Origin of the sequence: Actinoplanes sp. NPDC026619 (assembly GCF_040638295.1) — a bacterium.
Lineage (GTDB): Bacteria > Actinomycetota > Actinomycetes > Mycobacteriales > Micromonosporaceae > Actinoplanes.
Genome location: NZ_JBEZYA010000008.1, coordinates 98,208 through 124,814, shown reverse-complemented (window position 1 = coordinate 124,814; position 26,607 = coordinate 98,208). Strand labels below are relative to the sequence as shown.

Genomic DNA, 26,607 nt, shown 5'->3' with positions numbered 1-26,607 from the left:
CCGGGCCACACGGCAAGTCGTACCGGTTTTCGAGACGACGACGAAGAAAAGTAGGGATTGAAGTGGCCGCCGCAGACGCGCTCGCCAACGTACGCAACATCGGCATCATGGCGCACATCGATGCTGGTAAGACCACGACTACCGAGCGAATCCTGTTCTACACCGGCATCACGTACAAGATCGGTGAGGTCCACGAGGGCGCTGCCGTCATGGACTGGATGGAGCAGGAGCAGGAGCGCGGTATCACGATCACTTCCGCCGCCACCAAGTGCGAGTGGAAGGGCCACACGATCCAGATCATCGACACGCCCGGCCACGTCGACTTCACGGTCGAGGTCGAGCGGTCGTTGCGAGTGCTGGACGGCGCGGTTGCGGTGTACGACGGCGTGGCCGGCGTGGAGCCGCAGACCGAGAACGTGTGGCGCCAGGCGGACAAGTACCACGTTCCCCGGATGTGCTTCGTCAACAAGCTCGACCGGACCGGTGCTGACTTCTTCCGCTGCGTGCAGATGATGATCGACCGGCTCAATGCGACCCCGCTGGTCCTGCAGATCCCGATCGGGCTCGAGGGCGACCACATCGGCGTCGTGGACCTGATCGGCATGCGCGCGCTCACCTGGCGTGGGGAGACCCAGAAGGGTGACGACTACGCGATCGAGGAGATCCCGGCCGACCTGGTCGACTCCGCGAACGAGTGGCGCGAGAAGCTGATCGAGACCCTCGCCGACGTCGACGACGACGTGATGCTGAAGTACCTCGAGGGCGAAGAGGTCTCGCCGGACGAGATCAAGGCCGCCATCCGGCGCGCCACGATCGCCAGCAAGGCCAACCCGGTGCTGTGCGGCTCGGCGTTCAAGAACAAGGGCGTTCAGCCCATGCTCGACGCCGTGATCGACTTCCTGCCGTCCCCGCTGGACGTGCCGGCCATCGAGGGCACCGCGCCGGACGGCGAGACGCCGCTGCTGCGCAAGCCGTCGAACACCGAGCCGTTCTCCGGCCTGGCCTTCAAGATCCAGACGGACAAGCACCTCGGTAAGCTGACCTACGTCCGGGTCTACTCCGGCACGCTCGACTCCGGTTCTCAGGTGGTCAACTCCACCAAGGACCGCAAGGAGCGGATCGGCAAGATCTACCAGATGCACGCCAACAAGCGTGAAGAGCGTCCTTCGGCGCAGGCCGGGGACATCATCGCCGTGCAGGGTCTCAAGCAGACCACCACCGGCGACACGCTGAGCGACCCGGCGCACCCGGTCATCCTGGAGTCGATGACATTCCCGGAGCCGGTCATCCAGGTCGCCATCGAGCCGAAGACCAAGTCGGACCAGGAGAAGCTGGGCACCGCGATCCAGCGCCTCGCCGAGGAGGACCCGACCTTCCGGGTCTTCAACGACGAGGAGACCGGTCAGACGATCATCGCCGGCATGGGCGAGCTCCACCTGGACATCCTGGTGGACCGCATGCGCCGCGAGTTCAACGTCGAGGCCAACATCGGCAAGCCGCAGGTCGCGTACCGCGAGACCATCCGCGGCAAGGTCGAGAAGCACACGTACGTCCACAAGAAGCAGACCGGTGGCTCGGGCCAGTACGCCAAGATCGTCGTCAACGTCGAACCGCTGCCACTCGAGGCGGACGGCCCCACGTACGAGTTCGTGAACTCGGTTACCGGTGGTCGCATCCCCAAGGAGTTCATCCCCTCGGTGGACGCGGGCGCGCAGGACTCCCTGCAGTACGGCGTCCTCGCCGGATACCCGCTGGTCGGCGTCAAGTTCACGCTGGTCGACGGTCAGTACCACGAGGTCGACTCGTCCGAGATGGCGTTCAAGATCGCCGGCTCCATGGCAATGAAGGAAGTAGCCCGCAAGGCTGACCCCGCGCTGCTTGAGCCGATGATGTCCGTCGAGGTCACCACCCCTGAGGACAACATGGGTGACGTGATCGGCGACCTCAACTCCCGCCGCGGCCTGATCCAGTCGATGGAGGAGCGCTCCGGCGCCCGCGTCATCAAGGCTCTGGTTCCGCTTTCGGAGATGTTCGGCTACGTCGGCGACCTGCGGTCGAAGACGGCCGGCCGGGCTAGCTACAGCATGCAGTTCGACTCCTACGCCGAGGTTCCGCAGAACGTCGCGAAGGAGATCATCGCGAAGGCAACCGGCGCGTAAGCGTCAACTGCCTCAAGCGTTGAGGCGCGTGCGGTCCGTCGAGGACCGCACGCGCGCGAGCAGTCGACAGAGTCCCAGTCGCTCTAACCGGGCGTGCCGGGCAAAGTAATGATCAGTCCACAGGAGGACACCAGTGGCGAAGGCGAAGTTCGAGCGGACTAAGCCGCACGTCAACATCGGCACCATTGGTCACATCGACCACGGTAAGACGACGCTGACTGCGGCCATCACGAAGGTCCTGCACGACGAGTTCCCGGACCTCAACCCGTACACCCCGTTCGACGAGATCGACAAGGCGCCTGAAGAGAAGGCCCGTGGTATCACGATCTCGATCGCGCACGTCGAGTACCAGACCGCGTCGCGCCACTACGCGCACGTGGACTGCCCCGGCCACGCTGACTACATCAAGAACATGATCACCGGTGCCGCGCAGATGGACGGCGCGATCCTGGTGGTTGCCGCGACCGACGGCCCGATGCCGCAGACCAAGGAGCACGTGCTCCTGGCCCGCCAGGTCGGCGTTCCGTACATCGTCGTGGCGCTGAACAAGAGCGACATGGTCGACGACGAGGAGCTCCTCGAGCTCGTCGAGCTCGAGGTTCGCGAGCTGCTCAGCACCTACGAGTTCCCGGGCGACGACCTGCCGGTCGTGCGCGTCTCGGCGCTCAAGGCGCTCGAGGGCGACAAGGAGTGGACCGCGAAGCTCCTCGAGCTGATGAACGCGGTTGACACCGCGATCCCGCAGCCCGAGCGTGACGTCGAGAAGCCGTTCCTGATGCCGATCGAGGACGTCTTCACGATCACCGGTCGTGGAACGGTCGTCACCGGTCGCGCCGAGCGTGGCATCCTCAAGCCGAACGAGGAGGTCGAGATCGTGGGCATCCGCGAGAAGTCGACCAAGACCGTTTGCACCGGCATCGAGATGTTCCGCAAGCTGCTCGACGAGGCTCGCGCAGGCGAGAACGTCGGCCTGCTGCTCCGCGGCATCAAGCGCGAGGACGTCGAGCGCGGCATGGTCGTGGTGAAGCCGGGCTCCAGCACTCCGCACACGGAGTTCGAGGGCCAGGTCTACATCCTCTCCAAGGAGGAGGGCGGCCGGCACACGCCGTTCTTCCAGAACTACCGCCCGCAGTTCTACTTCCGCACCACGGACGTCACCGGCGTCGTCACGCTGCCCGAGGGCACCGAGATGGTCATGCCGGGCGACTCCACCAGCATGTCGGTCAAGCTGATCCAGCCGATCGCCATGGAGCAGGGCCTGAAGTTCGCGATCCGTGAGGGTGGCCGCACCGTCGGCGCCGGCACGGTCACGAAGATCAACGTCTGAGCTAAGTGTGACCCCGATTAGCATTGCCAGGTTCCATCGGGCATACTAGTCAGGTTGCGTCCGCGCGGGGTGGTTGGCGCCTTTGGGTTGCCAGCCACCCTCGCCGGGTGTCCGGGCGTGTTTATGGCCCGTCCGGCACTCCAGATCCCCGTGATCGAGTTGCTTGATAAAGGCTGCATAGCGACAGCAGGCGCGACACGCCCGACCGCGGGGGTCGGACATCGCAGGATCAACGGTCCTGCGGGCATGCGAGAGCCACCGCTCTCGCACGTAGCGGCATCGAGAGAAGGAAACAGAAGCCACCATGGCGGGACAGAAGATCCGCATCCGGCTCAAGGCCTATGACCACGAGGTCGTCGACTCCTCGGCGCGAAAGATCGTCGAGACGGTGACGCGGACCGGTGCTCAGGTTGCTGGCCCGGTGCCGCTGCCCACGGAGATCAACCGTTTCTGCGTGATCCGTTCGCCGCACAAGTACAAGGACTCGCGCGAGCACTTCGAGATGCGCACGCACAAGCGTCTGATCGACATCATCGACCCGACTCCGAAGACGGTCGACTCGCTCATGCGCCTCGACCTTCCGGCTGGCGTCGACATCGAGATCAAGCTGTAGGGATCTGCGACTAATGGACAGGCAAGTAAAGGGGATCCTGGGCGCCAAGCTCGGCATGACCCAGGTCTGGGACAACAACAAAGTCGTCCCGGTTACCGTGGTGCAGGCCGGCCCTTGCGTCGTGACTCAGGTCCGCACAGACGAGAAGGACGGCTACACCGCCGTCCAGCTGGCGTACGGCGCTGTCGACCCGCGCAGGGTCAACAAGCCGGAAAGCGGCCACTTCGAGAAGGCAGGCGTGTCGCCGCGGCGGCACGTCGTGGAGATGCGCACCAGCGATGCCGGTGAGTACGAGCTCGGCCAGGAAATTACCGTTGAGGCGTTTGCGGTCGGTTCGCCGATCGACGTCACCGGTAAGACCAAGGGCAAGGGCTACGCCGGTGTCATGAAGCGCCACGGCTTCCACGGCCTCAAGAGCAGCCACGGTGTCGAGCGCAAGCACCGCTCGCCCGGTTCGATCGGCGCGTGCGCGACCCCGGGTCGCGTCTTCCGGGGAACCCGGATGGCCGGCCGGATGGGTAGCAAGCGGTTCACCGTGCAGAACCTGGTCGTGCAGGCGGTGGACACCGAGAACAACCTCCTGCTGGTCAGGGGTGCCGTTCCCGGTCCCAAGGGCGCGCTGATCCTGGTCCGCACCGCCGCTAAGAAGGGTGGTGTCAAGTGAGCTCGGTTGACGTGATCAACGCCGAGGGAACCAAGGCCGGCTCGGTCGAGCTTCCCGACGACATCTTCGACGTGCAGGCGAACATTCCGCTGATGCACCAGGTCGTCGTGGCGCAGCTGGCCGCGGCCCGGCAGGGTACGGCGAAGGCCAAGAACCGCGGTGAGGTCGCCGGCGGCGGCAAGAAGCCCTACAAGCAGAAGGGCACCGGTCGTGCCCGTCAGGGCTCGATCCGCGCGCCGCAGTTCACCGGCGGTGGCGTCGTGCACGGCCCCGTGCCGCGCGACTACAGCCAGCGGACTCCCAAGAAGATGAAGGCCGCTGCTCTGCGTGGCGCCCTCTCCGACCGGGCCCGCGATGGCCGGGTGCACGTGGTCGAGGCGTTCCTCGACGGTGACAAGCCGTCGACCAAGGCCGCGATCACGATCCTGCGCAAGGCGACCGAGTCGAAGAAGGTCCTGGTCGTTCTCAGCAGCACCGACGAGCTGAACTGGCTGTCGCTGCGGAACGAGACCACCGTGCACCTGATCGAGGCAGGTCAGCTGAACACGTACGACGTGCTGGTCGCCGACGAGGTGGTCTTCACCAAGGACGCTCTCGACGAGTTCCTGGGCGTGCCGGCCGAGGCCTCCGAGGAGGGGGACAAGTGACCACGATCGCCGACCCGCGCGACATCATCTTCGCGCCCGTCGTCTCCGAGAAGAGCTACAGCGTTCTCGACCAGAACTGGTACACGTTCCTCGTCCACCCGGACGCGAACAAGACCCAGGTCAAGATCGCTATCCAGCAGATCTTCAATGTGCGCGTGCTGACCGTGAACACCGCGAACCGCCAGGGCAAGCGCAAGCGCACCCGGACGGGCTTCGGGCAGCGTAAGGCTACGAAGCGCGCGATGGTCAAGCTGGCTGACGGTGACCGTATCGAGGCCTTCGGCGGCCCGGTCAGCTAAGGGGTTGTAAAAACAATGGCTATCCGCAAATACAAGCCGACCACGCCGGGCCGTCGTGGCTCCAGCGTCGCCGACTTCGCCGAGATCACCCGGTCGACGCCGGAGAAGTCTCTGCTGGTCCCGCTGCCCAAGAAGGGCGGCCGCAACGTCCACGGCCGGATCACCACCCGGCACCAGGGCGGCGGTCACAAGCGGCAGTACCGGCTGATCGACTTCAAGCGGGTCGACAAGGACGGCGTGCCGGCCAAGGTCGCGCACATCGAGTACGACCCGAACCGCACCTCCCGCATCGCACTGCTGCACTACGCCGACGGCGAGAAGCGCTACATCCTCGCGCCGAAGGACCTGAAGCAGGGCGACGCCGTGGAGTCGGGCCCGGGCGCGGACATCAAGCCGGGGAACAACCTGCCCCTGCGCAACATCCCGGTCGGTACGACGATCCACGGTGTGGAGCTTCGTCCCGGCGGTGGCGCCAAGCTGGCCCGCTCGGCCGGTGTCGGTATCCAGCTGCTCGGCCGTGAGGACGTTTACGCCACGCTGCGTATGCCCTCCGGTGAGATCCGCCGGGTCGACATCCGCTGCCGCGCCACGGTCGGCGAGATCGGCAATGCCGAGCAGTCGAACATCAACTGGGGCAAGGCCGGCCGCATGCGTTGGAAGGGCAAGCGCCCGACCGTTCGTGGTGTCGCCATGAACCCTGTCGACCACCCGCACGGTGGTGGTGAGGGTAAGACCTCCGGCGGTCGCCACCCGGTCAATCCGGCTGGTAAGCCCGAGGGTCGTACCCGCCGCAAGGGCCAGGAGAGCGACAAGCTGATCGTTCGCCGCCGCTACGCCACCCGCAAGCGCGGATAACGGGAGTAGAAGAAGATGCCTCGCAGCCTGAAGAAGGGCCCGTTCGTCGACGACCACCTGATCAAGAAGGTGGAAGTCCAGAACGAGAAGAACTCGAAGAACGTCATCAAGACCTGGTCGCGGCGCTCGACGATCATTCCCGACATGCTCGGGCACACGATCGCCGTGCACGACGGTCGCAAGCACGTCCCGGTGTTCATCACCGAGGCCATGGTCGGTCACAAGCTCGGGGAGTTCGCTCTGACCCGCACGTTCAAGGGTCACGAGAAGGACGACCGCAAGAGCCGTCGTCGCTAGTCAGTCCACGGATAAGAAAGGGGTCACAAGCGATGCCAGTAAAGAACGATGCTCCGGCGCTTCCGGGTAGCCGTGCGGTTGCGAAGCACGTCCGCATGTCTGCGAGCAAGGCACGCCGTGTGGTCAACCTCGTCCGCGGTCTGCCCGCGAAGGAGGCTCTGACCGTCCTGCAGTTCGCGCCGCAGGGCGCCAGCGAGCAGGTCTACAAGGTGCTCGCCAGCGCGATCGCCAATGCGGAGAACAACGAGCGGCTCGATCCCGACGCACTCCTCGTGAGCGAGGCGTTCGTCGACGAGGGTCCGACGCTCAAGCGTTTCCGTCCGCGGGCTCAGGGCCGGGCGTACCGGATCCGCAAGCGCACCTGCCACATCACGATCGCCGTCGAGGCGGTCCAGGTCGCACGGCCGGCCAAGAAGGCCGCCGCGGCGAAGAAGGCGGCGCCGGCCAAGGCTGTTGCTGCTGAAGAGCCCCAGACCACGGAGGAGTCCGAGTAATGGGCCAGAAAGTTCACCCCACCGGATTCCGCCTGGGCATTTCCACTGACTGGAAGTCCCGGTGGTTTGCGGACAAGCTCTACAAGGACTACATCGGCGAGGACGTCAAGATCCGCCGCATGATGTCCAAGGGCCTCGAGCGGGCCGGCATCTCCAAGGTGGACATCGAGCGCACCCGTGACCGGGTTCGCGTCGACATCCACACCGCCCGGCCGGGCATCGTCATCGGCCGTAAGGGCGCGGAGGCCGACCGGATCCGCGGCGAGCTCGAGAAGCTGACCGGCAAGCAGGTCCAGCTGAACATCCTCGAGGTGAAGAACCCGGAGTCGGACGCACAGCTCGTGGCGCAGGGCGTCGCCGAGCAGCTGTCCTCCCGGGTCAGCTTCCGCCGGGCGATGCGCAAGGCGATGCAGTCGGCCATGAAGAACCCGATCTGCAAGGGCATCCGGGTGCAGGTCTCCGGCCGCCTCGGTGGCGCGGAGATGAGCCGCACGGAGTTCTACCGTGAGGGTCGCGTTCCGCTGCACACGCTGCGGGCGAACATCGAGTACGGCTTCTTCGAGGCCCGTACGACGTTCGGCCGGATCGGCGTGAAGGTCTGGATCTACAAGGGCGACGCTGTTCCCGGTCGCGAGGCTGTTGCCGAGGCTCCCGCGCGTCCGCGCCGGGACCGCGCCGACCGCCCCGAGCGTCCGCGTCGTGGCCGTTCCGGTTCGTCCGGCACGACCGCCGGTGGCACCGAGGCCGGCCGGGCTGCCCAGCAGGCCGCCGCCAACGCCGACGCGACGCCCGCACCGCAGAACGACACCGCCGCTGCTCCGGCCGCGGCCGAACCGCAGCAGGAGGGCTGACCCATGCTGATGCCGCGTAAGCCCCCGAAGGGCTTCCGCAAGCCGCACCACCCGGACCGCCACGGCGCGTCCAAGGGCGGCAACCGGGTCGTCTTCGGCGAGTTCGGTATCCAGGCGCTGGAGCCCGCGTACGTGACCAACCGGCAGATCGAGTCGGCCCGTATCGCGATGACCCGTCACATCAAGCGTGGCGGCAAGGTCTGGATCTCGGTCTTCCCCGACCAGGCTCTGACCAAGAAGCCGGCCGAAACCCGGATGGGTTCCGGTAAGGGCTCGCCCGAGTGGTGGGTGGCGAACGTCAAGCCGGGACGCATTCTCTTCGAGATGTCGTTCCCGAACGAGACGATCGCGCGCGAGGCAATGCGCCGCGCGATCCACAAGCTCCCGATGAAGTGCCGCATCGTTACGCGCGAAGTGGGTGAAAGCTGATGGCAGCGGGCGTTAAGGCCGGCGAGCTGCGCGAGCTGACCGGCGAAGAGCTGGTCTCGCGGCTCCGTGAGGCCAAGGCGGAGCTGTTCAATCTTCGCGTTCAGGGTGCGACCGGCCAGCTCGACAATCACCGTCGACTGCAGGTCGTTCGCAAGGACATCGCGAAGATCTATACCGTGATGCGCGAACGCGAGCTGGGGCTCTCGGTTGCGCCGGATGAGGTGACGGCATGAGTGACGAGAGCACGACCCCGGCGCGCGCGACCCGTAAGGTTCGCGAGGGCCTGGTGGTCAGCGACAAGATGGACAAGACGGTCGTCGTCGAGGTGGAGGACCGTGTCAAGCACGCCCTCTACGGCAAGGTTCTGCGGCGCACCCGCAAGCTCAAGGTGCACGACGAGCAGAACGCCTGCGGCACCGGCGACCGGGTTCTTCTGATGGAGACCCGTCCGCTCTCCGCCACCAAGCGGTGGCGGGTCGTGGAGATCCTCGAAAAGGCCAAGTGAGTGAGTCGGGCCGGCCCCGGTCGGCCCGACACACCTAGTTCCGCCAAGCTTCGCCCCCTCTTGCCGATCTTCTGGTTTCGGCAGGACGGGCGAAGAACTGGCAGACATAGGAGACCCCAGTGATCCAGCAGGAGTCGCGACTGCGTGTCGCCGACAACACGGGTGCGCGTGAGATCCTGTGCATCCGCGTGCTCGGTGGTTCCGGCCGCCGCTACGCGAGCATCGGCGACGTCATCGTGGCCACCGTCAAGGACGCCATCCCCGGCGCCGGTGTCAAGAAGGGTGACGTCGTCAAGGCGGTCATCGTTCGCACCGCCAAGGAGAGGCGTCGTCCGGACGGCTCGTACATCCGTTTCGACGAGAACGCCGCCGTCATCATCAAGGATGGTGGCGACCCCCGCGGTACCCGCATCTTCGGCCCGGTCGGGCGCGAGCTGCGCGACAAGCGGTTCATGAAGATCATTAGCCTGGCGCCGGAGGTGCTCTGACCGTGAAGATCAAGAAGGGCGACACGGTCGTCGTCATCGCCGGCAAAGACAAGGGCGCCAAGGGCAAGGTCATCGCGGCCTACCCGACGCGTGACAAGGTCCTGGTCGAGGGCGTCAACCGCGTCAAGAAGCACGAGCGCATCCGTACGACGCAGCGCGGGTCGAAGACCGGCGGCATCGTGACCCAGGAAGCCGCGATCCACATCTCGAATGTGCAGATCGTCGACGACCAGGGCAAGCCGACCCGGATCGGCTACAAGGTCGACGAGAACGGCAACAAGGTTCGTATCGCGCGTACGACCGGTAAGGAACTCTGATGACTGCCGCTACCGAGACCAAGACGCTGCCGCGCCTCAAGCAGAAGTACCGCTCCGAGGTCATTGGTGCGCTCAAGGAGCAGTACAACTACGCCAACCCCATGCAGGTTCCCGGCCTGGTCAAGGTCGTCGTGAACATGGGTGTGGGCGAGGCGGCCCGCGACGCGAAGCTGATCGATGGCGCGGTCCGTGACCTCACCACGATCACCGGCCAGAAGCCGCTGGTCCGCCGGGCGACCAAGTCCATCGCGCAGTTCAAGCTGCGTGAGGGCATGCCGATCGGCGCGAAGGTCACCCTTCGCAACGACCGGATGTGGGAGTTCCTGGACCGGCTGCTGTCCATCGCGCTGCCGCGTATTCGCGACTTCCGCGGCCTGGACGGCAAGAAGCTCGACGGGCACGGCAACTACACGTTCGGCCTGACCGAGCAGTCGGTGTTCCACGAGATCGACCAGGACCGGATCGATCGCACCCGGGGCATGGACATCACGGTGGTCACCACCGCCGCGACTGACGACGAGGGCCGGGCGCTGCTCAAGCTCCTGGGCTTCCCGTTCAAGGAGAACTGAGCATGGCTAAGAAGGCGCTGATCCTCAAGGCGGCCGCGAAGCCGAAGTTCGCCGTGCGTGCCTACACCCGCTGCCAGAAGTGCGGTCGCCCGCACTCGGTCTACCGCAAGTTCGGCCTGTGCCGGATCTGTGTGCGGGACATGGCCCACCGTGGTGAGCTGCCCGGCGTGTCCAAGGCTTCCTGGTAACCAGAGAAATACCGCTTCGCCGTAGGCCTGGCCAGTCCGGGAACCCCGGCGAGAAAGGTTGACGAATACCCATGACGATGACGGACCCGATCGCAGACATGCTCACGCGTCTGCGAAACGCCAACCAGGCGTACCACGACAAGGTGACGATGCCCTTCTCGAAGATCAAGGCGAACATCGCCGAGGTCCTCAAGGCCGAGGGCTACATCGCCTCCTGGACGGCTGAGGAGCCCGAGGAAGGCGCTGTCGGCAAGCGTCTGGTCGTTGAGCTCAAGTACGGCCAGAGCCGCGAGCGCAGCCTCGCCGGCATCAAGCGCGTTTCCAAGCCCGGCCTCCGGGTGTACGCCAAGTCCGACGAGCTCCCGCGGGTGCTCGGCGGCCTCGGTGTCGCGATCATTTCGACGTCCCAGGGGCTGCTTACCGACAAGCAGGCCCGCAAGCGGAGCGTTGGCGGGGAAGTCCTCGCCTTCGTCTGGTAACTGGAGACTTTGACATGTCGCGAATCGGACGTAAGTCGATCCCGGTCCCGGCCGGCGTCGATGTCACCATCTCGGGCCAGACCGTCAAGGTCAAGGGCCCCAAGGGCGAGCTCTCGCACACCGTTTCCGAGCCGATCACGGTCGAGCAGGACGGCAGCGAGCTGCACGTCAACCGCCCCAACGACGAGCGCAAGGCCAAGGAGCTCCACGGCCTTTCTCGTACGCTGGTCAACAACATGATCGTCGGCGTTACCGAGGGCTACAAGAAGACGCTCGAGATCAACGGCACCGGTTACCGCGTGACCGCCAAGGGCAAGGACCTCGAGTTCGCCCTGGGCTTCTCGCACCCGGTCAACGTGGTCCCGCCGGCCGGCATCACCTTCTCGGTGGAACGGCCGACGCAGTTCACGGTCGCTGGCATCGACAAGCAGCTCGTCGGCGAGGTCGCCGCTAACATCCGGAAGATCCGCCCGCCGGAGCCCTACAAGGGCAAGGGCGTCAAGTACCAGGGCGAGGTCATCCGCCGCAAGGCTGGAAAGGCAGGTAAGAAGTGACCGCCACGCTGCTCAAGCGCCGCAATGGCGGCGGTGTGTCCGCCGCCCGTGCCGTCGGCAAGGCGCGTCGGCACTTCCGGGTCCGCAAGAACGTCCGCGGCTCCGCCGAGCGCCCCCGCCTGGTCGTCACCCGCTCTTCGCGGCACATCACCGCGCAGATCATCGACGACCTCAAGGGTCACACGCTGGCTTCGGCCTCCACTCTCGACGCCTCGATCCGGGGCAACGAGGGTGACAAGAGCGCCCTGGCCGGCAATGTCGGCGCGCTTCTTGCGGAGCGGGCCAAGGCCGCCGGTGTGTCCAAGGTCGTCTTCGACCGGGGTGGCAACAAGTACGCGGGGCGGATCGCCGCGCTTGCCGGTGCCGCCCGTGAAGCCGGACTCGAGTTCTAGGAGGAATTGACCTATGCCTGGTCAGCAGCGCCGAGGCGGCGGGTCCGGCGGTAACACCGAGGGTGGCAACCGCCGGGACAACCGCCGTGAGGGCGGTCGCGGCAACGCGCCCGTCGACAAGACCCCGCATCTCGAACGGGTCGTCGCGATCAACCGCGTCGCCAAGGTCGTCAAGGGTGGTCGTCGCTTCAGCTTCACCGCCCTGGTGATCGTGGGCGACGGCGACGGCACCGTCGGTATCGGCTACGGAAAGGCCAAGGAGGTGCCCGCGGCGATCGCCAAGGGCGTCGAGGAGGCCAAGAAGCACTTCTTCAAGGTTCCGCGGATCGCCGCGACGATCCCGCACCCGATCATCGGCGAAGCTGCCGCGGGTGTCGTGCTCCTCAAGCCGGCCTCCGCCGGTACCGGTGTTATCGCCGGTGGCCCGGTGCGTGCCGTGCTGGAGTGCGCGGGCATCCACGACATCCTGTCGAAGAGCCTGGGTTCGTCGAACCCGATCAACATCGTGCACGCGACGGTGGCCGCTCTGAAGGGCCTCGAGTCGCCGGAGATGGTCGCGGCTCGCCGTGGCCTGCCCGTCGAGGACGTCGCACCGGCTGCGATGCTGGCGGCGCGGGCGGAAGCGGCGGTGCACTGATGGCACGCCTGAAGGTCACCCAGACCCGGTCCGGTATCGGCCGTAAGCAGAACCAGCGGGACTCCCTGCGGTCGCTCGGCCTGAAGCGGATCAATGATGTGGTGGTCAAGGAGGACCGCCCCGAGATTCGGGGCATGATCTTCGCCGTGAACCACCTCGTGACGGTTGAGGAGGTCGAGTAATGGCGATCAAGGTCCACCACCTCCGCCCGGCGCCCGGAGCCAAGACCGCGAAGACCCGTGTGGGTCGCGGTGAGGGCTCGAAGGGTAAGACTGCCGGTCGCGGTACCAAGGGTACGAAGGCCCGTTACCAGGTTCCGGCCAGGTTCGAGGGTGGGCAGATGCCCATCCACATGCGCCTGCCGAAGCTGAAGGGCTTCAAGAACAAGAACAAGGTCGTCTTCCAGGTCGTGAACCTGGAGCGGCTCGCCGAGCTGTTCCCGAACGGTGGCGAGGTCGGCCCGTCCGAGCTCGTCGACGCCGGCGCGGTCCGCAAGGGCCAGCTGGTCAAGGTTCTGGGCTCGGGCGAGCTGGGCGGCGTGTCGCTGACCATCTCGGCGCACGCGTTCAGCGAGTCGGCCAAGGAGAAGATCGCAGCAGCCGGTGGTTCCGCCACCGAGCTGTGAGGCTTGTGGGGGTGCTCGCCCGGGCGCCGAGAACGCGTCGCCCGGGCAGCATCCCCTTTGTGGCGTCTGACCAGCCATTTCGCCGGCCGGAAAGATGCCTACCCGCAGTGAGCGCTACCGCGACTCACCGCGGCGCTCCAAGACTGTTAGAGTCCGTTCCCAGCTAGGGATATCGGTCGTCCGGACCGATGCCTTCCCCCGTCCGCCGGATACGGCGGTAACCTCGCGCAGGAGGAAGAAGTTGCTCTCCGCCTTTACCAGTGCGTTCCGGACGCCTGACCTGCGCAAGAAACTGTTGTTCACAGTAGCGATCATCGCTCTGTACCGGTTGGGCGCCACCATTCCCAGCCCTGGTGTGTCCTACACCAACGTGCAGACGTGTCTGAAGGCTGTGAGCGACGCCGATGCCGGCGGCGGTGTGCTGAACCTCCTGAATCTCTTCTCAGGCGGCGCACTGCTGCACCTGTCGGTCTTCGCGCTAGGCATCATGCCCTACATCACCGCGTCGATCATCCTGCAGCTCCTGACTGTCGTGATCCCCCGCCTCGAGCAGCTCCGCAAGGAGGGCCAGTCCGGCCAGGCCAAGATCACTCAGTACACCCGGTACCTGACGCTCGGCCTGGCGATCCTGCAGTCCTCGGCGTTCGTGGCGCTCGCGCGCACCGGTCAGCTGTTCGGCAACGCGTGTGACCAGAGTCAGCCGTCGATGCAGATCATCCCGGAGAACACCGGGCTGCCGATGTGGCTGACGCTCAGCATCCTGGTTCTGACCATGACTGCCGGCACCGGCATGGTGATGTGGCTCGGTGAGCTGATCACCGACCGCGGTGTCGGTAACGGCATGTCCGTCCTGATCTTCACCTCGATCGCGGCCCGCCTCCCCGGCGAAGGCTGGACGATCAAGGAGACCAGCGGCGTCGCCAAGTTCTTCCTGGTCATTGCCTTGGTCCTGGTCATCATCTGCCTGGTGGTCTTCATCGAGCAGGCGCAGCGCCGGATCCCGGTGCAGTACGCAAAGCGCATGATCGGTCGCCGGATGTACGGCGGCACCTCGACCTACATCCCCCTCAAGGTCAACCAGGCCGGTGTCGTCCCGGTCATCTTCGGCTCGTCGCTGCTTTACCTGCCGCAGCTGTACCTGCAGTTCTTCGACCAGAACAACCTCAAGGGCTACCAGATCTGGATCCAGAAGTGGCTGGCTGACCCCACGAGCACGCTCTACATCGGGGTCTACTTCTTCCTGATCATCTTCTTCACGTACTTCTACGTCTCGATCACGTTCAACCCGACCGAGGTCGCGGACAACATGAAGAAGTACGGTGGTTTCGTGCCGGGTATCCGCCCGGGCAAGCCGACCGCCGACTACCTGGACTTCATCCTCAGCCGGATCACCCTTGCGGGCGCGCTCTATCTCGCCGTGATCTCGGTTCTGCCGAACTTCTTCTTCATCTGGCTGAATCAGCAGCAGTACCAGAACTTCCCGTTCGGTGGTACGGCAGTGCTGATCATGGTCGGTGTGGGTCTGGAGACGGTGAAGCAGATCGAGAGCCAGCTCATGCAGCGCAACTACGAAGGGTTCCTCCGGTAGTGGGGACGCGGAGCCGGGGGGCTCGTGCGTCTGGAGTTTCTCGTTCTCACCGAAGCGAGGCGATGTAGGTGCGGCTGGTACTGGTGGGCCCTCCCGGGGCCGGCAAGGGGACCCAGGCTGAGTTCATCGCCGCGCACCTGGCCGTACCGAAGATCTCGACTGGCGACATCTTCCGGGCCAACGTCTCGCAAGGCACGCCCCTGGGCGTGGAGGCGAAGCGCTACATGGACGCCGGGCAGCTGGTTCCGGACGAGGTGACCATCAACATGGTCCGGGACCGGCTGGCCGAACCGGACGCCGGCGACGGCTTCCTGCTCGACGGCTTCCCGCGCACGGTGCCCCAGGCTTCGGCGCTGGACAAGCTGCTGGCCGACCTGGGCAGCGGTCTTGATCTGGTGATGGAGCTCGTGGTCGACGACGACGAGGTGATCCGGCGGCTCTCGGGCCGCCGGACCTGCCGCGGCTGCGGCAAGATCTGGCACGTCGAGTTCGACCCCACCAGCAAGGACAACATCTGCGACCGGTGTGGGTCGGAGCTGTTCCAGCGGGACGACGACAAAGCCGACACCATCGCCAACCGCCTGGTGGAGTACGCGGAGAAGACCGCGCCCCTGGTCGACTTCTTCGGCGCGCAGGGCAAACTGGTAGGGATCGACGCGACCGGGCCGGTCGAGGACGTTACGGTGCGCGCCATCGACGCCCTTCGGTCGTACGGGGGCTGACATGCGCCGCCCGCAGCTGGATATTCAGCTGAAGACCCCCGAGCAGATCGCGAAGATGCGCGGCGCCGGCCTGGTTGTCGCCGCCGCCCTGGACGCCATGCGCGACGCGGTGGCGCCCGGTGTCTCGACCGCCGACCTCGACGCGATCGCCGAGAAGGTCATCCTCGACGCCGGCGCGGTCCCGTCGTTCAAGGGCTACCACGGCTTCCCCGCCTCGATCTGCGCCTCCGTCAACGAGCAGGTCGTGCACGGCATCCCGCACGCCGACCAGGTGCTCGCCGAGGGCGATCTGATCTCACTCGACTGCGGCGCGATCCTGGACGGCTGGCACGGCGACTCCGCGATCACGGTCGGCGTCGGCGCGACCGACCCGGCGCTGCTGACCATGGCCGAGGTCGCCGAGGACGCGATGTGGGCGGGCATCGCCGCCGCCGCGCGCGGCGCCGCGAACGGCCGGGGCCGGCTCACCGACGTCTCCTTCAACGTGGAGAAGACGGTGCGCAAGGCCGGCCGCTACGGCATCGTCGACGGTTACGGCGGCCACGGCATCGGCACCGAGATGCACCAGGACCCGCACGTGCTCAACCACGGCAAGCCGGGCAAGGGCCCGCGCCTGGTTCCCGGCCTGTGCCTGGCCATCGAGCCGATGATCACCATGGGTTCGCCGCGCACGCAGGAGCTCTCGGACGGCTGGACCGTGGTGACCCGGGACGCGTCGTTCGCGGCCCACGTCGAGCACACCATGTGCCTGCTCGAAGACGGCGTCTGGGTGACCACCGCGGTCGACGGCGGCCGCGGTCGCCTGGGAGACCTGGTCACCGCCCGCCAGGCCTGACCTACCGGTCCGAGTTTCCATCGGGCATGCTGGGACGCATGGGGCGGGACGACATGCGGGCCGGGGACAACGATCGCAAGGCCATCGCCGAGCAACTGAAGACGGCGCTGGACGAGGGCCGGCTGGACCTGGGCGAGTACGACGAGCGCCTCCAGCGGACCTATTCCGCGAAGACCTACGCCGATCTCGACGGGCTGCTGTCCGACCTGCCCGGCACGACGCCCGTCCAGCACTCTCAGATCCAGCCTGCCGCCACGGCAGCCCCGGTCGGTGCCCCGGTGCAGCGTCCGCACACGACGGGTCGTCAGGTCGCGCAGTGGGTGGGGCCGTACGCGGGAGTGATCCTGGTCTGCACGCTGATCTGGGTGATCACCAGCGTGAGCGCCGGCCACCTCACCTACTTCTGGCCGGTCTGGATGCTGATCCCGCTGATCTTCGGGGTCTTCGGTCAGGCGTTCGGCGGCGGTGGCGGCCGGCGCGACCGAAAGCGTTGACCGGGGAGTTCACGATGGAGGGCATGAGCCGGGAGCAATTGCGGGCCGCCGACACGGATCGCCAGGTGGTCGCCGACCAACTGAAGTCCGCGCTCGAGGAGGGCCGCCTCGACCTCTCCGAGTACGACGAGCGCCTCCGGGACGCGTACGCGGCCAGGACCTATGGCGATCTGGACCGTTTGCTGACCGACCTGCCGAACGCCGCACCGGTTGTCCCGGCTGCGCCGCAGGCCCGGCCGGAGGCGAAGAGCGACGGTGTGACCGGGGCCTGGCTGGCGCACGTGTGGGGTTCCTGGGCCCGGACCGCCGCGCTGCTGACGCTGATCTGGGCGATCGCGTTCGTCGCCTCGGCCGACACGATCTATTACTGGCCAGCTTGGGTGATCGGCCCATGGGGCGCCGTGCTGCTGGTGCAGACGGTGTCGGGCCTGACCAGGGGCGAGCCCCGGAAGTACGCGGGGGAGGCCGAGCACCGGCGGCGGCTGCGCGCGCACAAGCAGGAGCGCAAGGAGCTCTACCAGCAGGCGATCGCGCAGGGCGAGCTGCCGGTGAACCCGAGCAAGGAACAGCGCAAGGCGTTCATCGCGGAGGCGACCGCCCGGGGTGAGCTGGCACCGAAACCGCGGCGGGCAGGGGACTAACAAAGGTCTTTGTCCGGTTTTGGGCACGGCGACACACCCGACCCCGGGTCAGGGATACCTCGGTTTGGCTGGCCGAAGCGGCGCGCGTACACTGGCTAGCTGGCGCGCAGCGTCCACTCCCGCATGTCCTCAGCGCTTCGAGGGCGAGCGGGTGCCGCGGCTGGTCCGAGCAGTTCAATTGCTCGGAGAAGACGTTGCAAGCCAGCCCCGAACCCCAGTGTCAGGTAGCGGAGGACATGCCCAAGAAAGACGGAGCAATCGAGATCGAGGGCCGAGTGATCGAGCCCCTGCCCAACGCCATGTTCCGGGTGGAGCTCGCGAATGGTCACAAGGTGCTGGCTCACATCTCCGGCAAGATGCGGCAGCACTACATCCGCATCCTTCCCGAAGACCGGGTCGTCGTGGAGCTCTCGCCCTACGACCTCACCCGTGGGCGCATTGTCTACCGCTACAAGTAACTAGGGCGGGGTTCGTCCCGTCCGTTCTGAGAGTTAAGGCAAACCGTGAAGGTCAAGCCGAGCGTCAAGCGGATCTGCAACAACTGCCGGGTCATCCGGCGGCACGGTCGCGTCATGGTCATCTGCAAGACCGACGCGCGCCACAAGCAGCGCCAGGGCTGAGCCCTAGCAAAGCAACGGCAGATCCCGGCACCACAAACAAGCTCGTCCCGGTCGCTGAAGAGTGGCCACACCCCCGGTCGGAGGCCGGGGCCCGTCCGGGCAGACGGGGTGGGACGGGCACAGACCTCCGAATGATTTCGAGGAGCACGCCCACTTATGGCACGTCTCGTCGGCGTCGATCTGCCCCGCGAAAAGCGGATGGAGATCGCGCTCACCTACATCTACGGGATCGGTCGTACCCGTTCCGTCGAGGCACTGACCGCCACCGCGATTGACCTGAACAAGCGCGCCAAGGACCTCACGGACGAGGAGCTCGTTCAGCTCCGGGAATACATCGAGGGCAATTTCAAGGTTGAAGGCGACCTTCGCCGCGAGGTCGCCGCGGACATCCGCCGCAAGGTTGAGATCGGCTGCTACGCCGGCATCCGCCACCGCCGGGGCCTCCCCGTGCGTGGACAGCGGACCCGTACGAACGCTCGTACCCGCAAGGGTCCGAAGCGCACGGTCGCCGGTAAGAAGAAGCCCGGTCGGAAGTAATAGGAGCGCACTGACTTATGCCACCGAAGGCGCGCACAGGGGCCGCAGTAAAGAAGGTCCGGCGCAAGGAACGCAAGAACGTCGCCCACGGGCAGGCGCACATCAAGAGCACCTTCAACAACACCATCGTGTCGATCACCGACCCGACCGGTGCGGTCATCTCCTGGGCCTCTTCCGGCCAGGTGGGCTTCAAGGGCTCCCGCAAGTCGACCCCGTTCGCCGCGCAGCTGGCCGCCGAGGCCGCCGCTCGCCGGGCGATGGAGCACGGCATGCGCAAGGTCGACGTGTTCGTCAAGGGCCCCGGTTCCGGCCGGGAGACCGCGATCCGTTCGCTGCAGGCCGCCGGCCTCGAGGTCGGGCAGATCTCCGACGTCACGCCGCAGCCGCACAACGGATGCCGTCCGCCGAAGCGTCGTCGGGTCTAGGGGAGAGACAGAAGCAATGGCTCGTTACACAGGTGCGGACTGCAAGCGCTGCCGCCGCGAGAAGATGAAGCTGTTCCTCAAGGGCAGCAAGTGCGATGGGCCGAAGTGCCCGTTCGAGTCGCGTCCCTTCCCGCCCGGCCAGCACGGCCGCGGTCGCACGAAGGAGACCGAGTACCTGCTCCAGCACCGCGAGAAGCAGAAGGCCCGCCGCGTTTACGGCGTGCTGGAGAAGCAGTTCCGCGGTTACTACGAGGAGGCTGTCACCAAGCCCGGCAAGACCGGTGAGGTGCTGCTGCAGATCCTTGAGTCGCGTCTCGACAACGTCGTTTACCGGGCCGGCCTCGCGCAGTCCCGGGACATGGCCCGGCAGCTGGTCAAGCACGGCCACTTCCTGGTCAACGGCGTCAAGGTGGACATCCCGTCCTACCGCGTCAAGGAGCACGACATCGTCACGACCCGGGAGAAGTCGAAGGAGATGACTCCCTTCGTCGTCGCTCAGGCCCAGGCCGGTTCCCGTACGGTGCCGGCGTGGCTCGAGCCGATCCCGAGCGAGTTCAAGATCCTCGTGCACTCGCTCCCGGCCCGCGCTGTCATCGACACGCAGGTCCAGGAGCAGCTGATCGTCGAGCTCTACTCCAAGTAGCGCTCATGGGGATGCCGGCCGTTCGGCCGGCATCCCCAGCATCATCGACGGCCATCAAATAGTGGGTGGCCTGACAGAAAGAAGAATTGCGTGCTCATCAGCCAGCGGCCGACCCTCTCCGAGGAGTCGATCAGTGAGACCCGCTCCCGGTTCACCATCGAACCTCTGGAGCCGGGCTTCGGCTACACCCTCGGCAACTCGCTGCGGCGGACCCTGCTGTCGTCCATCCCGGGCGCGGCGGTCACCAGCATCAAGATCGACGGCGTCCTGCACGAGTTCACCACGATCCCCGGTGTCAAGGAGGACGTGGTCGAGCTGGTCATGAACGTCAAGGAGCTCACTGTCAGCTCCGAGCACGACGAGCCGGTCAGCATGTACCTGCGCAAGCAGGGCCCGGGCGACGTCACCGCTGGTGACATCCAGCCCCCGGCCGGCGTGTCCGTGCACAACCCCGACCTGAAGCTGGCCACGCTCAACAGCAAGGGCCGGCTCGACATGGAGCTCACCGTCGAGCGGGGCCGTGGCTATGTCACGGCGGCGCAGAACAAGAACACCGGCGCCGAGATCGGCCGCATCCCGGTCGACTCGATCTACTCGCCGGTCATGAAGGTGACCTATCGCGTCGAGGCGACTCGTGTCGAGCAGCGCACCGACTTCGACCGCCTGATCATCGACGTCGAGTCGAAGGCGTCCATCTCGCCCCGCACCGCGCTGGCGTCGGCCGGCTCGACCCTGGTCGAGCTGTTCGGTCTCTGCCGCGAGCTGGACGAGACCGCCGAGGGCATCGACATCGGCCCGTCCCCGCAGGACGCGCAGCTCGCTGCCGACCTGGCCCTTCCGATTGAGGAGCTGGACCTCACCGTCCGGTCGTACAACTGCCTCAAGCGTGAAGGCATCAATAGCGTGGGCGAGTTGATAGGGCGTACGGAGGCTGATCTTCTGGACATCCGGAACTTCGGCCAGAAGTCCATCGACGAGGTCAAGATGAAGCTCGCCGGAATGGGCCTGGGGCTCAAGGACAGCGCGCCGTCCTTCGACCCGGCGCACGTCGTGGATTCGTTCGGCGACGTGGACTACGACACCGACGACTACCGCGAGACCGAGCAGCTGTAACCCCCGCTGCCCGGCCCATCATCAAGGAGCATCTGAAATGCCCACGCCCACCAAGGGTCCCCGCCTCGGCGGCAGCCCGGCGCACGAGAAGCTCATCCTGGCCAACCTGGCCACCGAGCTCTTCCGGCACGGGAAGATCAAGACCACCGAGACGAAGGCCAAGCGGCTGCGCCCGCTGGCTGAGCAGCTCATCACGAAGGCCAAGCGCGGCGACCTGCACTCCCGTCGCCGGGTTCTGACCGTCGTGAAGGACAAGGACGTCGTGTACGCCCTGTTCGAGCAGATCGCTCCGCGCTACGGCAACCGGCCGGGTGGCTACACCCGGATCACCAAGACCGGCCCGCGCAAGGGTGACAACGCTCCGATGGCGGTCATCGAGCTGGTCGAGGAGCTGCAGGTCGCGGCCACCACCGCGCCCGCCAAGAAGGCGGCGCGCAAGGCCGTCGCGCAGCAGGACAAGGTCGAGGCGCTCGCCCGCGAGGACGAGACCCCCGCGACCGCGCCGGCTGAGGCGAAGGCCGACGAGACTGAGGCCGCGCCCGAGACCGAGGTCAAGGACGACGAGGTCAAGGACGACGAGGTCAAGGACGACGACGCCAAGGCGTAAGCAAGGCATCGAGCGCCCGGCACCCTTTCGGTGTCGGGCGCTCTTTTTATGAGTACGGGGTTGGGCTGCGTCCCGTTTCGACGGCCCGGCGCCGTCGTGGGTCACGGCCGAAGAGGGGCGTTTCGCGTGAGGGAATCCATCCGCTTAAGACTCGACATCTCCTATGACGGGGCCGAGTTCTCCGGGTGGGCTGTTCAACCGGGCCGACGGACCGTCGCCGGCGTGCTGCTGGAGGCGCTGGCGCGGCTGGTGGGCGCCGAGACGCCGCTGGGCCTGACCGTGGCCGGGCGCACCGACGCCGGCGTGCACGCGACCGGCCAGGTGTGCCACATCGACCTTCCGTCCGCGTCGTGGATCGAGCTCGAGGCGTCGCTGCTCCGGCGACTCGCCGCGCTCATGCCGCCGGACGCCCGGGTTCGCACGATCACCGAGGTGCCGGAGACGTTCGACGCGCGGTTCTCGGCCACGTTCCGGCGCTACGAATACCGGGTCTCGGACACGCCCTGGGGGCCGGAGCCGCTGCGCCGGCACGACACCCTGGGCTGGGTGCGGCCGCTCGACCTGGAGCGGCTCAACGTGGCCGCGATGGGGTTGCTGGGGGAGCACGACTACGCGGCCTACTGCAAGCGGAAGGAGCACGCCACGACGGTCCGGGCGATCACCCGGCTGGACTGGCGCCGCGACCCGGACGGGATCTGCGTGGCGACCGTGCAGGCCGACGCGTTCTGCCAGTCGATGGTGCGCAGCCTGGTCGGCGCGATGCTCGCCACCGGCGACGGCCGCCGCCCGGTCGAGTGGCCGGCCACCCTGCTCACCCTGCGCGAACGCTCCAGCGAGGTGACCGTGGCCCCGGCCCACGGCCTCACCCTGATCGCGGTCGGCTACCCGGCGGACACGGAGTACGCGGCCCGCGCCGAAGCCACCCGCCGGCTGCGCGCCTAGGGGCTCGACGCGCGCCGGCCGAGCACCGTGGTGTTCAGATAGGCGTCGACCAGTTGCGCGGTGATCCGTTCGGCGACCGGGTCGTCGCTGGTGACCAGCTTGCCGTCGGAGCGGGTGATCACGCAGTAGAGCAGGTAGTGGCCACTGGTGCGCCAGCCGACCTGGGCGGTGGGCAGCGCGTCCGGACCCGAGCGGGTGGCCGGCAGCGTCGCGAAGCTGCCGTCGCCGCTCACCACCAGCTCCCGCAGCCGTCCGTCGACCACGCCGGCGCCGGCCTCGTCGGCCAGGTTGAACAGCCCGGCGGTCACCTCGTAACCGTCGTAGGGCGCGGTCATCCCGGCCCGGACCACCTGGTTACAGCCGTGCGCGAGCAGCAGCGCGCCGGTCTCGCCGGTGGTGGCGGTGCGGCAGTCGGCATCCGTGTGGGTCATGGTGATTCGGTAGGGCAGCGCCGAGGGCGGCCGCACCTCGCGCGAATCGGGGAAGACCTCCTCGACCGTCAGCGGCGCGTTGTCCACCGTGCGGGAGGTGAGCAGGCCGGCCTTCACGTCGGCGGCGGCCTCGGTGCCGGCCTTGCGATCGCCGCCGAACACCAGGAACGTGGTCATCGCCACCAGGCCGAGAAGGATCAGCGCGGCCAGCCCGCGGACCAGGAACTGCGCGGTGCGTTCCGGCTCGCGTGGCGCTCGCCGGCGTTGGGTCCGGGCGCGCGGCGCCGGCCGGTGCTGGCCGCTTCCCACGGCGCCGAAACCACGGACGTACAGGGCGAGGCCGCCGCGAGCGGTCGCTCGGGGTTCGTAGCGGGGAGGGGTCCCGTACAGCATGTATTTGAAGCTAAAAGCGTACGGTGATCGATGGACGCACTGGTTGTGCGGCACCCCGGCGATGGTCGCCCGTTGTGGGGCGGCAAACTGGACACGTGACCGCCGAGCATTACTTCAGCGCCGAACCGTCCACGCCCGCCCAGCGCGGCGAGATCGAGTTCAGTGCCGCCGGCCGCGACTACCAGTTGGTCGTGGCATCCGGTGTCTTCTCGGCCGGCCGGCTCGACCCCGGCACGGCCGTCCTGCTGCGCAAGGGCAGCCTGCCGGACGCCACCGCCACCGGGGTCTTCCTCGACCTGGGCTGTGGCTACGGGCCGATCGCGAGCGTGCTGGCGAGCGAATCGCCGCAGGCCACCGTGTGGGCGATCGACGTGAACGCGCGGGCCCGCGAGCTGGCCGCGGAAAACGCGGAACGGCTCGGCCTGGCCGACCGGTTGCGGGTGGCCGAGCCCGACGACGTACCCGCCGAGGTGGTCTTCGATGAGATCTGGAGCAACCCGCCCACGCATGTCGGCAAGGCCGAGCTGCGCGCCCTGATGGAACGCTGGTTGCCCCGGCTCGCTCCGGACGGGGTGGCCTGGCTGGTGATCAACCGGCATCTTGGCGGTGACTCGTTGCACACCTGGCTCACCGGCCTCGGCTGGGCGGTCGAGCGGATGGCCAGTCAGAAGGCCTATCGGGTGCTGCGGGTGCGCCGGAAAACCAGCTGACCGCAACGCCCTCGACCCGGGAGAATGCGTCCCCATGGGTTATGTGGACGTGGCCGGGGCCGGTTTTGTGCTGCCGGACGGCCGGGAGCTGTTCGCCGACGTGTCGTTCCGGGTCGGTGAGGGCGCCAAGGTCGCGCTGGTGGGGCCGAACGGGGCCGGCAAGACGACGCTGCTGCGCCTGGTCGCCGGTGATCTGCCGACCCAGACCGGCAGCATCGCGCGGGCCGGCGGGCTGGGCGTGATGCGCCAGTTCATCGGCATGATCGGCGACGATCGTACCCTCGCGGATCTTGCTCTTTCGCTGGTCGAACCGCCCCTGCGCGCGGCTGGCGAGCGACTCGCCGCGGCCGCCGCCGCCCTCGACGAGACCGAGCGCACCCAGCTCGCCTACGCCAACGCCCTCTCCCATTGGGGCGAGGTCGGCGGTTACGACGTCGAGGTGCTGTTCGACACGGTGGCGGTCGCGATCCTCGACAAACCGTGGGAGCAGGTGCGGAACCGTCCGGTTCGGACACTCTCCGGCGGGCAGCAGAAGCGGTTCGCGCTCGACCTGCTGCTGCGCGGGCGCGACGAGGTGTTGCTGCTCGACGAGCCGGACAACTTCCTCGACGTGCCGGGCAAACGCTGGCTGGAGCAACGGCTGCGCGAGTCGTCGAAATCGGTGCTGTTCGTCTCCCACGACCGGGAGCTGCTGGCCCAGACCGCGGACCGGGTGGTGGCGGTCGAGGGTGGTGGCGCGTGGACCCATCCGGGCGGTTTCGCCTCCTGGCACGAGGCCCGGGTGAACCGCCACGAGAAGCTCGAGGAAAACCGCCGGCGCTGGGACGAGGAGCACCAGAAGCTGCGCGAGCTGATGTTCATGTACAAGCAGAAGGCCGCCTACAACTCCGATATGGCCTCTCGATATCAATCGGCGCAGACCCGGTTGCGTAAGTTCGAGGAGATCGGGCCGCCGCCGCTGCCGCCCAAGGAGCAGTCGCTGCGGATGAACCTGCGTGGCGGCCGCACCGGCAAACGCGCGGTGATCTGCGAACAGCTCGAGCTGGTCAACCTGACGTTCCCGTTCGACCTGGAGATCTGGTACGGCGATCGGGTCGCGGTGCTCGGCGCCAACGGCACCGGCAAGTCGCACTTCCTGCGGCTGCTCGCGGCCGGTGGCAGCGACCCCGACGCGGAGAACAAACCGGTCGACGGCGCGCCCCTGGCCTATGTGGCGCACGACGGGGTGGCCCGGCTCGGCGCGCGGGTGCGGCCCGGTCACTTCTCGCAGACGCACGACCGGCCTGAGCTGCTCGAACGCACCCTCGTCGAGATCCTCTGGCGGGGCGACGACCACCGGTCCGGGATGGACCGGGCCGGTGCGATGAAGGCGCTCAACCGGTACGAGCTGGCCGGACAGGGCGATCAGCGGTTCGGCACGCTTTCCGGCGGGCAGCAGGCGCGGTTCCTGGTGCTGATGCTGGAGCTGTCCGGGGCGACTCTTCTGCTGCTGGACGAACCGACGGACAACTTGGACCTGGCGTCGGCGGAAGCGCTGGAAGAGGGGCTTCGCCAGTTCGAGGGCACGGTGATAGCGGTCACCCATGACCGCTGGTTCACCCGGTCCTTCGACCGCTTCGTGCTGTTCCAGGGCGACAACGAGGTGGTGGAGACGCCGGAGCCAGTCTGGGACGTCCGCTAGCGCGGAGCGTGCTTGGGCGGTTATGGTCCGAGACAAGACCAACCCCACGGGAGTCCGGTGCACCGGGCTGAGAGGGGGGCTGAGGCAGCCCCCGACCGTCGAACCTGATCCGGATCATGCCGGCGCAGGGAGGAGCGTTCGTTGTGTTTCCTCGGCTGCACATCGTCACCGACTCGCTCGACGTGGTTCGCGGCGCGGTCGGGCACGGGCCGGTCGCCATCCAGGTGCGGATCAAGACCGGTGACCGGGACGCCTATCAGCTGACCGTCGCCGCGCTCGCTCTCTGCCGGGCCGCGGGCGACGCGCTCTGCCTGGTCGACGATCGGGTCGGGGTCGCGCTCGCGGCCGGCGCCGACGGCGTGCACGTGGGGGCCGAGGATCTTCCGGTCGAGGCCGCTCGGCGGGTGCTCGGGCCGGCCGCGATCCTCGGCGTGACCTGCCGGAACCCGGCCGACGCGCGAAAGGCCGTCGCGGACGGCGCCAGCTATCTGGGCGTGGGACCGGTTTTCGCGACCTCCTCCAAGGACGGGCTGCCGCCACCGATCGGGCCGGCCGGGCTGGCGGCGGTGGTCGACGCGGTGCCGGGCACGCCGGTGATCGCGATCGCCGGCATCACCCCGGCGCGGGTTGCCGACCTGCCCGGATACGGCGTCGCGGCGATCTCGGCGGTAACCGCCGACCCAGCCGCCGCAACCGCCGAGTTCCTGCGCGTGCTCGGCGCACGGGACGGCGCCTCCGCGGCGGCACGCGGTGGCTTGACCGTGGCGAACGGCTCTGGCGCTGCGGCAGGCGGTGGCTTGAACCTGGCGAACGGCTCTGGCCGGGCGGCGCGCGAT

At 67.3% G+C, this 26,607-nt stretch carries 39 protein-coding genes, 1 pseudogene and 1 riboswitch; of the genes and pseudogenes, 39 read left to right on the top strand and 1 reads right to left on the bottom strand.

Translation table 11 applies throughout. From position 1 onward, the window contains the following. Positions 1–62 precede the first annotated feature (62 nt). The 36 genes from fusA (at position 63) to truA (ending at position 22,556) form a co-directional block, all read left to right on the top strand. Positions 63–2,159 carry an elongation factor G gene (gene fusA / locus AB0E90_RS19425; RefSeq protein WP_360406940.1) on the top strand — a complete coding sequence of 699 codons (2,097 nt, stop codon included), beginning with the start codon at positions 63–65 and terminating at the stop codon, positions 2,157–2,159. Between the two features lie 133 nt (positions 2,160–2,292). After that, a complete protein-coding gene (gene tuf, locus AB0E90_RS19420; RefSeq protein WP_360406937.1) occupies positions 2,293–3,486 on the top strand; it encodes an elongation factor Tu in 1,194 nt (397 codons plus the stop codon). A 304-nt stretch (positions 3,487–3,790) separates the two neighbouring features. Further along, positions 3,791–4,099 (top strand): 30S ribosomal protein S10, encoded by a 309-nt coding sequence (gene rpsJ / locus AB0E90_RS19415; RefSeq protein WP_007073037.1) that lies wholly within the window; start codon positions 3,791–3,793, stop codon positions 4,097–4,099. Positions 4,100–4,112: 13 nt separating this feature from the next. Beyond that, positions 4,113–4,763, top strand: a complete 651-nt coding sequence (rplC, locus tag AB0E90_RS19410; protein WP_360406934.1) for a 50S ribosomal protein L3 — start codon at positions 4,113–4,115, stop codon at positions 4,761–4,763. Then, on the top strand, positions 4,760–5,410 hold the full coding sequence (gene rplD, locus AB0E90_RS19405) for a 50S ribosomal protein L4 (RefSeq protein ID WP_360406931.1): 651 nt from the start codon (positions 4,760–4,762) through the stop codon (positions 5,408–5,410). Before rplC ends, rplD begins: the two co-directional genes overlap by 4 nt. Then, positions 5,407–5,709, top strand: coding sequence for a 50S ribosomal protein L23 (gene rplW / locus AB0E90_RS19400; protein WP_360406928.1), 303 nt, complete (start codon positions 5,407–5,409; stop codon positions 5,707–5,709). The genes rplD and rplW overlap by 4 nt, the downstream gene beginning before the upstream one ends. Before the next feature lie 15 nt (positions 5,710–5,724). Next, positions 5,725–6,564, top strand: a complete 840-nt coding sequence (rplB, locus tag AB0E90_RS19395; protein WP_360406924.1) for a 50S ribosomal protein L2 — start codon at positions 5,725–5,727, stop codon at positions 6,562–6,564. A 15-nt stretch (positions 6,565–6,579) separates the two neighbouring features. Further along, the gene (gene rpsS / locus AB0E90_RS19390) at positions 6,580–6,861 is read left to right on the top strand and encodes a 30S ribosomal protein S19 (protein WP_014440726.1); all 282 of its coding nucleotides are present in this window, start codon (positions 6,580–6,582) and stop codon (positions 6,859–6,861) included. A 32-nt stretch (positions 6,862–6,893) separates the two neighbouring features. Further along, on the top strand, positions 6,894–7,355 hold the full coding sequence (gene rplV / locus AB0E90_RS19385) for a 50S ribosomal protein L22 (protein WP_360406921.1): 462 nt from the start codon (positions 6,894–6,896) through the stop codon (positions 7,353–7,355). After that, positions 7,355–8,206, top strand: a complete 852-nt coding sequence (gene rpsC / locus AB0E90_RS19380; RefSeq protein ID WP_360406918.1) for a 30S ribosomal protein S3 — start codon at positions 7,355–7,357, stop codon at positions 8,204–8,206. Before rplV ends, rpsC begins: the two co-directional genes overlap by 1 nt. 3 nt (positions 8,207–8,209) lie before the next feature. Further along, on the top strand, positions 8,210–8,635 hold the full coding sequence (gene rplP / locus AB0E90_RS19375) for a 50S ribosomal protein L16 (protein ID WP_020513593.1): 426 nt from the start codon (positions 8,210–8,212) through the stop codon (positions 8,633–8,635). Next, a complete protein-coding gene (gene rpmC, locus AB0E90_RS19370; protein ID WP_360406915.1) occupies positions 8,635–8,868 on the top strand; it encodes a 50S ribosomal protein L29 in 234 nt (77 codons plus the stop codon). The genes rplP and rpmC overlap by 1 nt, the downstream gene beginning before the upstream one ends. Continuing rightward, positions 8,865–9,140, top strand: a complete 276-nt coding sequence (gene rpsQ / locus AB0E90_RS19365) for a 30S ribosomal protein S17 (RefSeq protein WP_360406913.1) — start codon at positions 8,865–8,867, stop codon at positions 9,138–9,140. The genes rpmC and rpsQ overlap by 4 nt, the downstream gene beginning before the upstream one ends. A gap of 119 nt (positions 9,141–9,259) precedes the next feature. Further along, a complete protein-coding gene (gene rplN / locus AB0E90_RS19360; protein ID WP_023358185.1) occupies positions 9,260–9,628 on the top strand; it encodes a 50S ribosomal protein L14 in 369 nt (122 codons plus the stop codon). Next, on the top strand, positions 9,625–9,945 hold the full coding sequence (rplX, locus tag AB0E90_RS19355; protein ID WP_203730306.1) for a 50S ribosomal protein L24: 321 nt from the start codon (positions 9,625–9,627) through the stop codon (positions 9,943–9,945). Before rplN ends, rplX begins: the two co-directional genes overlap by 4 nt. Further along, the gene (gene rplE / locus AB0E90_RS19350; protein ID WP_360406910.1) at positions 9,945–10,514 is read left to right on the top strand and encodes a 50S ribosomal protein L5; all 570 of its coding nucleotides are present in this window, start codon (positions 9,945–9,947) and stop codon (positions 10,512–10,514) included. The genes rplX and rplE overlap by 1 nt, the downstream gene beginning before the upstream one ends. A gap of 2 nt (positions 10,515–10,516) precedes the next feature. Continuing rightward, entirely contained in the window at positions 10,517–10,702 is a 186-nt protein-coding gene (locus tag AB0E90_RS19345; RefSeq protein ID WP_360406907.1) for a type Z 30S ribosomal protein S14, read from the top strand. 71 nt (positions 10,703–10,773) lie between these two features. Next, the gene (rpsH, locus tag AB0E90_RS19340) at positions 10,774–11,181 is read left to right on the top strand and encodes a 30S ribosomal protein S8 (RefSeq protein ID WP_213008519.1); all 408 of its coding nucleotides are present in this window, start codon (positions 10,774–10,776) and stop codon (positions 11,179–11,181) included. A gap of 14 nt (positions 11,182–11,195) precedes the next feature. Next, complete coding sequence (rplF, locus tag AB0E90_RS19335; RefSeq protein WP_360406904.1) at positions 11,196–11,735, top strand: 50S ribosomal protein L6; 540 nt, start codon at positions 11,196–11,198, stop codon at positions 11,733–11,735. 8 nt (positions 11,736–11,743) lie between these two features. Next, positions 11,744–12,127, top strand: coding sequence for a 50S ribosomal protein L18 (gene rplR / locus AB0E90_RS19330; protein ID WP_360407557.1), 384 nt, complete (start codon positions 11,744–11,746; stop codon positions 12,125–12,127). A 13-nt stretch (positions 12,128–12,140) separates the two neighbouring features. Continuing rightward, entirely contained in the window at positions 12,141–12,764 is a 624-nt protein-coding gene (gene rpsE / locus AB0E90_RS19325) for a 30S ribosomal protein S5 (RefSeq protein WP_360406901.1), read from the top strand. Beyond that, positions 12,764–12,946: a 50S ribosomal protein L30 gene (gene rpmD, locus AB0E90_RS19320; RefSeq protein ID WP_127499777.1), complete on the top strand. Its 183-nt coding sequence runs from the start codon at positions 12,764–12,766 to the stop codon at positions 12,944–12,946. Before rpsE ends, rpmD begins: the two co-directional genes overlap by 1 nt. Continuing rightward, positions 12,946–13,389, top strand: a complete 444-nt coding sequence (gene rplO / locus AB0E90_RS19315; protein WP_360406898.1) for a 50S ribosomal protein L15 — start codon at positions 12,946–12,948, stop codon at positions 13,387–13,389. Before rpmD ends, rplO begins: the two co-directional genes overlap by 1 nt. 241 nt (positions 13,390–13,630) lie before the next feature. Continuing rightward, entirely contained in the window at positions 13,631–14,977 is a 1,347-nt protein-coding gene (gene secY, locus AB0E90_RS19310) for a preprotein translocase subunit SecY (RefSeq protein WP_360406895.1), read from the top strand. Positions 14,978–15,045: 68 nt separating this feature from the next. Further along, entirely contained in the window at positions 15,046–15,699 is a 654-nt protein-coding gene (locus AB0E90_RS19305; protein WP_360406892.1) for an adenylate kinase, read from the top strand. A 1-nt stretch (position 15,700) separates the two neighbouring features. Further along, positions 15,701–16,534: a type I methionyl aminopeptidase gene (gene map / locus AB0E90_RS19300; protein ID WP_360406889.1), complete on the top strand. Its 834-nt coding sequence runs from the start codon at positions 15,701–15,703 to the stop codon at positions 16,532–16,534. A gap of 38 nt (positions 16,535–16,572) precedes the next feature. Further along, the gene (locus AB0E90_RS19295) at positions 16,573–17,028 is read left to right on the top strand and encodes a DUF1707 domain-containing protein (protein WP_360406886.1); all 456 of its coding nucleotides are present in this window, start codon (positions 16,573–16,575) and stop codon (positions 17,026–17,028) included. Positions 17,029–17,051: 23 nt separating this feature from the next. Continuing rightward, positions 17,052–17,669 carry a DUF1707 domain-containing protein gene (locus tag AB0E90_RS19290; protein ID WP_360406883.1) on the top strand — a complete coding sequence of 206 codons (618 nt, stop codon included), beginning with the start codon at positions 17,052–17,054 and terminating at the stop codon, positions 17,667–17,669. A 236-nt stretch (positions 17,670–17,905) separates the two neighbouring features. Then, positions 17,906–18,127: a translation initiation factor IF-1 gene (gene infA / locus AB0E90_RS19285; protein ID WP_007073013.1), complete on the top strand. Its 222-nt coding sequence runs from the start codon at positions 17,906–17,908 to the stop codon at positions 18,125–18,127. Positions 18,128–18,172: 45 nt separating this feature from the next. Continuing rightward, entirely contained in the window at positions 18,173–18,289 is a 117-nt protein-coding gene (rpmJ, locus tag AB0E90_RS19280) for a 50S ribosomal protein L36 (protein ID WP_015619018.1), read from the top strand. A 156-nt stretch (positions 18,290–18,445) separates the two neighbouring features. Then, complete coding sequence (gene rpsM, locus AB0E90_RS19275; RefSeq protein WP_203816565.1) at positions 18,446–18,826, top strand: 30S ribosomal protein S13; 381 nt, start codon at positions 18,446–18,448, stop codon at positions 18,824–18,826. Between the two features lie 17 nt (positions 18,827–18,843). After that, a complete protein-coding gene (gene rpsK, locus AB0E90_RS19270) occupies positions 18,844–19,251 on the top strand; it encodes a 30S ribosomal protein S11 (protein WP_203730198.1) in 408 nt (135 codons plus the stop codon). Positions 19,252–19,267: 16 nt separating this feature from the next. Then, the gene (gene rpsD, locus AB0E90_RS19265) at positions 19,268–19,894 is read left to right on the top strand and encodes a 30S ribosomal protein S4 (protein WP_203803112.1); all 627 of its coding nucleotides are present in this window, start codon (positions 19,268–19,270) and stop codon (positions 19,892–19,894) included. 90 nt (positions 19,895–19,984) lie between these two features. Next, the gene (locus AB0E90_RS19260) at positions 19,985–21,007 is read left to right on the top strand and encodes a DNA-directed RNA polymerase subunit alpha (protein ID WP_360406878.1); all 1,023 of its coding nucleotides are present in this window, start codon (positions 19,985–19,987) and stop codon (positions 21,005–21,007) included. 37 nt (positions 21,008–21,044) lie between these two features. Further along, positions 21,045–21,614: a 50S ribosomal protein L17 gene (gene rplQ, locus AB0E90_RS19255; RefSeq protein ID WP_360406876.1), complete on the top strand. Its 570-nt coding sequence runs from the start codon at positions 21,045–21,047 to the stop codon at positions 21,612–21,614. 126 nt (positions 21,615–21,740) lie between these two features. Then, positions 21,741–22,556, top strand: a complete 816-nt coding sequence (truA, locus tag AB0E90_RS19250) for a tRNA pseudouridine(38-40) synthase TruA (protein WP_360406873.1) — start codon at positions 21,741–21,743, stop codon at positions 22,554–22,556. Here truA and AB0E90_RS19245 read toward each other — a convergent pair. Further along, positions 22,553–23,380 carry a hypothetical protein gene (locus AB0E90_RS19245; RefSeq protein WP_360406870.1) on the bottom strand — a complete coding sequence of 276 codons (828 nt, stop codon included), beginning with the start codon at positions 23,378–23,380 and terminating at the stop codon, positions 22,553–22,555. The two genes, truA and AB0E90_RS19245, sit on opposite strands and share 4 nt — an antisense overlap. Positions 23,381–23,475: 95 nt before the next feature. On the opposite strand from AB0E90_RS19245, the gene AB0E90_RS19240 reads away from it, so the two are divergent. The 3 genes and pseudogenes from AB0E90_RS19240 to AB0E90_RS19230 all read left to right on the top strand — a co-directional run. Further along, positions 23,476–24,090, top strand: a complete 615-nt coding sequence (locus tag AB0E90_RS19240) for a methyltransferase (RefSeq protein ID WP_360406867.1) — start codon at positions 23,476–23,478, stop codon at positions 24,088–24,090. Positions 24,091–24,124: 34 nt separating this feature from the next. After that, on the top strand, positions 24,125–25,771 hold the full coding sequence (locus AB0E90_RS19235) for an ATP-binding cassette domain-containing protein (RefSeq protein WP_360406864.1): 1,647 nt from the start codon (positions 24,125–24,127) through the stop codon (positions 25,769–25,771). Between the two features lie 36 nt (positions 25,772–25,807). Further along, positions 25,808–25,919: riboswitch (TPP riboswitch) on the top strand. After that, a pseudogene (locus AB0E90_RS19230) lies at positions 25,888–26,469 on the top strand (thiamine phosphate synthase); the annotation flags it as partial. (Overlaps the previous riboswitch by 32 nt.) Positions 26,470–26,607: the final 138 nt, after the last annotated feature.